We start from the raw sequence: 7,414 nt of genomic DNA on the forward strand, positions 1-7,414 counted from the left end.
CGGACAAAAAATCCGTCATGAAAATCAAAGCAAACACAAACGCTATTATGAGTAATGACGGAGATGGAGCAATCCTATGGATTTAAGAGAAGTCAACAGCCAGATTTTCGTAACTGCTTGTTATCGTGTGATTTACGACGGCTTGCAGGATTAGAAGAAATGTCCCGGCCTGAAAACATGAACGAATCACGACCGCAAGACAAAGGCCGTCTTTCAACTGAGAATGACGGATCCCCCGACGGAAATGACCGTCTCCAATGGTTCGTCATGCGCGACCTTAAGAGACGCAACGCCAAACAGCCTGCCTACAAGCTGCTTGACGGCCTGGTGGCAAAGGTGTTCACGCCGGTGGTGTGGAAACTGGCGGTCAGGAACGGCAAGCGCATCCGGGAGAAAGTGCCCTTTATGCAGGACCTGCTTTTCGTTCATGACACGCGGCTGGCGGTTGACCCGATAGTCGAGAAGTACGACACCGTGCAATACCGTTACATACGCGGCGGCTACAAAATACCGATGACGGTGAGGGAAGCAGACATGCAACGCTTCATCCATGCCGTTAATTCTACCGAAAACACACGCTATTACAAGCCTAAAGAAATAACCCCCGACATGATAGGGCGGAAAGTCCGTATCGTCGGCGGTCCGTTGGACGGTTACGAGGGTAATCTGCAGAAAATGCAGGGCGCACGCACTAAACGCCTGTTCGTTGAGCTTCCCAACCTTCTTGCCGCCGCCGTTGAGGTGCAGCCTGAATACATACAGCTTGTTTAATTAAGAATGAAGAATGAAGAGTTAAGAATTAAGAAAACTACCGATGCTGGTAATGGCTTTAATTTCTAACAAACGCAGTGAGTGATAACTTCTTTAACTCCTTTAACTTCTTAAAAAAAGTGTACACGATAGACCAATTCAAGTCCAAATGGGGAAGCCTTCATCACCTGTCAATGAACGTTGACGGCGACGTGGCTTTCTTCCATCAGCTATATGGCAGGCTGTACCGTCTTATCGGACAGGAAGCGAGGTGCTTCGACAATAATAAAATCCTTCCCTTTCTGCTCTATATAGAGAACACCGTAGCCGTCGGGCTTGACGGCGTTTATGAATACAGGTACCGCAGCGTAGGCAATGTGGAGAGCCGCTGGTGCAACGGATTTGACATAAGTATCAATGCAGGTTCTGAAGTCCACAACCTCGTGGGCAGGGCCGTGGCCGACACCAAGTACAGCGCACTCAGGCAATGGATGGTCGAAAGCGTGCTGTCGGGTGATTTTTCCCGCCTTAGTGAAATGCTGACATGGTTTGTCCGGAAGGACAAAATTCTGAGGTCTGTCTTTCCTGACCTGCGTTTCCGCAAGGCGATGTTCATGCGGCTCGCAGGAAACAGGCAGTCATCAAATAAGATGCTGTGGGCAGACCTCGCCTTCAACTGGCGCGACAAGCGTGGTTTCTCCTTGGCGGATACCATAGCCAAAGAGTTCCGCTTTAAAACTTCTTTTGTGGAAGGAAAGGAAAAGACTTTGCTGAACAAAGCGGCAAAGACACTTGATGCAATCCAAGCCGAACGGCTGGATACTTATACGGTCATCGGGCAAAAGGATGAGCGCATGTTCACCTTGCGCCACAGGGACGGGCGTGTGTTCCATGACGTGATTTTTCCAACGCCAGTTTCCGAAGACATGCCAAGCCGCTACCTTACCGTCCAGCTCGTCACCTATAAAGACAAAACATACGTAAGCGGCTCAGCAGTTTGGATAGATAAGGAAACCCTGCCTGTGTGGAACGGCGAAGCCGTATGGGAGGATATCCAAAAGAAAGAACAGGATGCGGCAAGACAAACTTACTTTACCACAATGTTCGGCAAGCAGATATGCCTTTACGAAGACCTATACACCGTGCCGACAGACCCGGAGGAAGCCTATTACGCCGACATGGGCATCTATTTCGACGAGCCGAATATCTTTGATTTCTTTGGAGGCAAGCCTAACGGCAGGGTAATCTATTTTGGCGGCTGAGAGGCAGGTAAAATTGAAATAATGGATAACAACAGAAAGAAGAACATGCAGACGGCAGCCGTGCCCGTTCCAGCACGGAAGAAAAACGGAGGAGGTTTCGGTTTCATAGCCTACGCCAACTCCTGTGTTGAGAAACTGCGGGACGAAGGGCGTTACGATGCGGCCTATAAGTTGAAAATGTATCTCAGGAGATTCATTGCCTATTTAGGCAAGAATGAGGTTCCGTTTAAGGACTTCGACGCCCTGCTGATGCGCAACTACCACACGTGGCTGAAGAATCAGGAGCTGGGACGCAACACCATTTCCCTTTATATCCGGAATTTGAAGCGTGTTTATAAACTTGCTGTAAACGACGGGCTTGCTGCCGACATCAATCCTTTTGAAGGCCTGGACGTAAGCTACCACGTCAAGAAATACAGGAACGGTCTGACGCTCGACGAGGTGAAACGCCTGCGCAGTCTTGATTTGAGCGGCGAATCAGAGATGACCGTCTTCGCCCGTGACATTTTCCTGTTCACGGTCTATACAAAGGGCATGAAGAGCGACGATATCTTCCGCCTGACACGAGAAAACATTAAGGATGGCCGGCTCACCTACCGCCAGCACCTCACAGGCAAGGAAATCTCCATGCCGTGGGAGCCGCCAATGCAGGAGATCGCGGACCGTTACAAACGGAAAGGTACTCCCCTCCTCTTCCCCGTCATCACGGCAAAGTCCCCACGCGAGCAATGGAAGCAGTACGATGGCATCCTGCACCGCATCAATTACAACCTGAAGAAGCTGGGCGAAATGATGGGTCTCGGTTATCCGCTGAACCTCACCGTCGCAAGGCATTCATGGGAGAGCATGACCAAGAGTGTAAACGTAAGCGACCTTCTGTGAAATGAAGAATGAAAAGTTAAGAATGAAGAAAAATAACCAATGATGGCAGCTTTCACGGCTCAAGCCGTTTTGCAACATTTACCGGTGAAAACCGTGTCGGCTGTCATCATCCTAACCATGTGAAAAACTACCGTTTTCCGATGAAGGTGTCTTCATGCGCCATTGAAAGTGCCTTCACCGCTTTACGAAAGCATCTTCATCGCCACACGAAGGTATCGTCATAAAAACAGTGCGGAAATGATATAAGAACACCTGAAAAGAATAAATGATGGTCATTCTTAAGCAACTGCCTTTTGTCGATATCCTTACCTCCATGCAGGAGATAGCAGCATTGGACACCGTGGCCAATTTGAAGAAGCACTTAACCGTACTCCACAGCTGGGTCCCCTCCGACTATCGCAAGGCGGATTACGCTATGACCATCCACGCCATGTTCCTCAATGACCCGATAAAGCTTGCCAATGCGTTGCCCTCGAATGAGCAGGAGGTCATAGTCAGGCTGACGTACATGAAAGCCGATGAATACCTCACTTGGCCTCTGAAGGAAGGCGAGGAACTGGTGATGCAGACCCTCCACTTAGTCATCACCTATGAAGACGGCAAGCAATGGCGGTTCTATATGCCCGACTGCATACGCCAAACACTCGCAAAGGCTTTCGACGCCGAGCTTATGTATTTCCTTCGCAGGATGTAATGAACAATCATTCTTTCAACTTTGGAACAGTTGCTTACTCATCTTAAATAAATGGCAAAGTATTCAAGGATAAATAATCAAGTATCATTGAATACTCTGGCAAGCATCTTTACCATTAAAGGAAAGATGATTAAAAATCAGAAAGTATGGTATCAGAAAAACTGAGATATAATCGTCGGTACATGGAAGAAAATCCACGAACCGATATTGAACTGACACCGCTGAAAACGGAAATTGAAGCCATATCCAGCGAAAGTAACATAAACGAGGATTGCGATACCATCGCAAGATTACTTTCACCTTATCGGGAGGTGGTTCGTGAATTGTTAAGCCAAGGCAATTATGCTGAAGCTATAACCATTCTGCTCGAAGTCCTCGAAAGCCTCACTTATCACTTTGTGGAAGACGAGCATTACAACTATTTCGATGATGTACAGCCCCGATTTTGTTTGTCAAAACATGATGAAGGCAATCATCAATGCTATCAAAAGAGGAAATTTCCCAGCGGAAGAATTGCATCTGTTGAAAGAGGGATTGGAAAAGCTGAAGCATTCGAAGGCATACGAGGATTACGGTGTGCCGTATGCGTTGAATATATGGAAGAAAAATTAGCCGGATTTTAATCTTATTTTAAATATATCACAAAAGCAAGGGGTATATCAGAATTGCGCGTTTTATGTCTCAAAGTTATCAAAAAAATGAACATTTTTTAAATTAAGTTTATATGTGTAATATAAATTATAAAGGGCAAAATGTATTGAATGGTTTAGATTTAGATACTCCAATATATAAATTTATTCCATATAAATATTTGATGACCCTTATTCAAGGTGAATTGTATATCAAGAAAATTTCTTCATGGGATGATGTATATGAGAATTTCCTATTTAAGGAAAAATTTGAGTTAGAAGACCAAACACCCATTGATGCAACAAATTTAATAAGTGGAATATTTGGTCAAAGTTGGACATTGGAGGATGAAACAGACGCAATGTGGCGAATATATTCTGATGTGAAAAGTAAAGACATCGGTGATTGTGCTATTCGTGTAAAAACAACAGCTCGAAAATTATTTGATACAATTTACACAAATGATGAATGTATGGCAACGACTTATATTGGAAAGGTTGATTATAAGTTGTCGGGTGAACTTGATAATTGGCTTAGGAAATTATATTTAACAGTAGAAACGTTAAATAGAAGTTTTGTTGATTCATTATTTATAAAAAGAATGGCGTTCAGCCATGAAAATGAAGTACGCATTATCATTAATTTCGGTTCAGATGCAGAAGAATGTCAAAGTGACCATATAAGTTTTTCTATAAATTCGGAAACATTTATTGATGAATATTTAATAGATCCAAGATTGGCGTCTAAACGTGAAGAATGCTGCATTAAAGCTAATTTATTAAGAAACGGCATAAATAGTAGTAAAATAAAAGTTTCTGATTTATATGCATTCAAACCATCACCCCAACCTATAGTTATTCATAATTAAACATAAAATGTTAATTTTTTTCAATGTCCGATACTTCATCAAATAACAAGCGTATAGCCAAAAACACGCTGCTGCTATACTTCCGTATGCTCTTAATGATGCTCATAGGCTTGTATACGAGTCGTGTCATTTTGGATAAGTTAGGGGAAGTTGACTTCGGAATCTATAATGTAGTGGGCGGTTTTGTGACGATGTTTTCGTTGATAAGCGGTGCGATGACAACGGCTACTCAACGGTTTCTTTCTTTTGAAATAGGAAAAGGAGAAAACGGTGATGTAAAGGGTATTTTCAGCACAATGCTGATGATTCATATCTTTTTGGCCATTGTAATCATATTTGTGGGCGAGACTGTCGGTACATGGTTTTTGAATAGCTATATGAACTTTCCTCCGAACAGATATGGGGCGGCAAACTGGGTGTTCCAGTTCTCTCTGCTTGTGTTTGTGCTTAATGTAATCAACGTGCCGTACAATGGGGCACTCATTGCGTATGAGAAAATGTCGGCGTTTGCCTATTTTTCCATAATAGATGCGGTGTTGAAACTTGCCATTTGCTATGTAATCGCCATAACCTCGTTTGACAGGCTTATAGTCTATGCTGCGCTGATGGCGTTGGTGCAAATAGCTCTGATAGCGGCCTATTACTTCTATTGCAAGAAAAAGTTTTCCGAATGTCGCTTTACCGGAAAGTTCAACCGTAAGTACGGTAAAGAGGTGACATCGTTTGTAGGGTGGAATCTTATCGGCTCATTGGCTGGTATAGCAAAAGAACAGGGAGTGAATGTAGTGCTTAACATGTTTTTCGGCCCTGCCGTCAATGCGGCACGTGGTATCGCCTACCAAGTTCTTGGAAAACTCAATGGTTTTGTAAGCAACTTCCAGATGGCCATGAATCCGCAAATCATAAAGAATTACGCGACAGGCGACAAGGTAGATATGTATAAATTAGTGTTCAGGGGTGCAAAGTTGTCCTACATACTCTTACTTACCTTGTCGTTGCCTGTTGCGGTGGAAGCCCCATTGGTGTTGGGAATATGGCTTAAGGAAGTGCCGGACTATACCGCGATATTCCTCCGCCTTGCTATATTGACGGCTTTGTTGAACACCCTGTCAAATCCATTGATTATTTCCACGCATGCCTCCGGTAAAGTCCGTGATTACCAGATTGTCGTAGGAGGTATTTCATTGCTAACATTGCCGATTGTCTATGTGGCTTTTAAATTAGGTGCAGAGCCATATTACGCCATGATAATAGCTTTTGCCATAGAATTTGTCTGCCATATAGCACGTCTTTACATGCTTGTGAGGATTATGGATTTTCCAATGGCTAAATTCCTGAAAAGTGTAACAATACGGGTTTATATTGTCACGATATTGTCGGTTGTCTTACCAGTATTGGCCTATTCGGAAATAGACTTGGTCGTTGTCAGGTTCTTTACCGTTTGCATCCTTTCAGTATTGTCAACTTTAATCCTCGGGTATTACCTCGGCTTTAACAAGCACGAACGTGAAAAGCTTCGTGAAAAAGTCGTCGGGATAATCAAGAAAAAGTTTAAGAGAAATAACAAATGAATATCTCAAACACAAAAGACTGTTTTGGCTGTGGCGTATGCGCCACTGTTTGTGCCCGTCATATTATAGACATAAGGCTTAATGCCGACGGCTTCTATGAACCGCAAATTACGGATGCTGCTAAGTGTACCGATTGCGGCCTGTGTACGGAGGTCTGCTCATATTCACATGACGGATTGGCTTTAACTGATACCTGTATAAAAAGTTATGCCGCATGGAGCAACGAAACACAAGTACGTCGTAAGTGTTCATCTGGAGGTGTGGGTTTCGAGGTCGGACGCACATTGATAGGCAAAGGCTATAAAGTCTGTGGAGTAAGATATAATCCTGACACAAACCGTGCCGAGCACTATATTGCCACAACCGTTGAAGAACTCATCCCTTCAATCGGAAGCAAATACATCCAGAGCTACACCGTCGATGGATTCAAGGCCATAAACCGCAAAGAGAAATACCTCGTAACGGGGACACCTTGCCAGATTGACTCCTTTAGACGATACATACGGAAGTTCCGCTGTGAGGATAATTTCGTATTGATGGATTTCTTCTGTCATGGCGTGCCGTCAATGTGGCTTTGGCGGAAATATGTGGCAGAAGTGGAAAAGAAAATAGGCAAAATCACATATGCATCGTGGCGGAACAAGTTCACAGGATGGCATGACTCTTGGGCGATGTCAATGGACGGAGAAAAGACCAGCGAGAAAGTTGACTGGCACGATTCTTACAATATGTTAATAAGGGAAAAAAAAGGTTTCTA

General features: G+C 44.1%; 8 protein-coding genes. All 8 read left to right on the forward strand.

Annotated elements, in window-relative coordinates; all coding sequences use genetic code 11:
• Positions 1 to 267 precede the first annotated feature (267 nt).
• On the forward strand, positions 268 to 771 hold the full coding sequence (locus QVO66_RS06095; RefSeq protein WP_288172677.1) for a UpxY family transcription antiterminator: 504 nt from the start codon (positions 268 to 270) through the stop codon (positions 769 to 771).
• Positions 772 to 890: 119 nt separating this feature from the next.
• The gene (locus QVO66_RS06100; RefSeq protein ID WP_288172671.1) at positions 891 to 2,012 is read left to right on the forward strand and encodes a hypothetical protein; all 1,122 of its coding nucleotides are present in this window, start codon (positions 891 to 893) and stop codon (positions 2,010 to 2,012) included.
• Positions 2,013 to 2,033: 21 nt separating this feature from the next.
• Positions 2,034 to 2,894 (forward strand): tyrosine-type recombinase/integrase, encoded by an 861-nt coding sequence (locus QVO66_RS06105; RefSeq protein ID WP_288172672.1) that lies wholly within the window; start codon positions 2,034 to 2,036, stop codon positions 2,892 to 2,894.
• A gap of 265 nt (positions 2,895 to 3,159) precedes the next feature.
• Positions 3,160 to 3,588 (forward strand): hypothetical protein, encoded by a 429-nt coding sequence (locus QVO66_RS06110; protein ID WP_288172674.1) that lies wholly within the window; start codon positions 3,160 to 3,162, stop codon positions 3,586 to 3,588.
• A gap of 182 nt (positions 3,589 to 3,770) precedes the next feature.
• Complete coding sequence (locus QVO66_RS06115; protein ID WP_288172675.1) at positions 3,771 to 4,211, forward strand: hypothetical protein; 441 nt, start codon at positions 3,771 to 3,773, stop codon at positions 4,209 to 4,211.
• Between the two features lie 101 nt (positions 4,212 to 4,312).
• The gene (locus QVO66_RS06120) at positions 4,313 to 5,086 is read left to right on the forward strand and encodes a DUF2971 domain-containing protein (RefSeq protein ID WP_021854553.1); all 774 of its coding nucleotides are present in this window, start codon (positions 4,313 to 4,315) and stop codon (positions 5,084 to 5,086) included.
• Positions 5,087 to 5,109: 23 nt separating this feature from the next.
• Positions 5,110 to 6,657 (forward strand): MATE family efflux transporter, encoded by a 1,548-nt coding sequence (locus tag QVO66_RS06125; RefSeq protein ID WP_021854554.1) that lies wholly within the window; start codon positions 5,110 to 5,112, stop codon positions 6,655 to 6,657.
• Positions 6,654 to 7,414 (forward strand): coenzyme F420 hydrogenase/dehydrogenase beta subunit N-terminal domain-containing protein (locus tag QVO66_RS06130; protein ID WP_288172676.1); only part of this gene is annotated, 761 nt, incomplete at its 3' end. The genes QVO66_RS06125 and QVO66_RS06130, both read left to right, overlap by 4 nt.

The organism is Prevotella sp. CAG:255, from assembly GCF_000431195.1.
GTDB lineage: Bacteria > Bacteroidota > Bacteroidia > Bacteroidales > Bacteroidaceae > Prevotella > Prevotella rara.

Excerpts from the sequence above, each read along its gene's own strand:
- QVO66_RS06095 (WP_288172677.1), top strand. The coding sequence starts at position 268 with ATGCGCGACCTTAAGAGACGCAACGCCAAACAGCCTGCCTACAAGCTG.
- QVO66_RS06105 (WP_288172672.1), top strand. The coding sequence starts at position 2,034 with ATGGATAACAACAGAAAGAAGAACATGCAGACGGCAGCCGTGCCCGTT.
- QVO66_RS06110 (WP_288172674.1), top strand. The coding sequence starts at position 3,160 with ATGATGGTCATTCTTAAGCAACTGCCTTTTGTCGATATCCTTACCTCC.
- QVO66_RS06115 (WP_288172675.1), top strand. The coding sequence starts at position 3,771 with ATGGAAGAAAATCCACGAACCGATATTGAACTGACACCGCTGAAAACG.
- QVO66_RS06120 (WP_021854553.1), top strand. The coding sequence starts at position 4,313 with ATGTGTAATATAAATTATAAAGGGCAAAATGTATTGAATGGTTTAGAT.
- QVO66_RS06125 (WP_021854554.1), top strand. The coding sequence starts at position 5,110 with ATGTCCGATACTTCATCAAATAACAAGCGTATAGCCAAAAACACGCTG.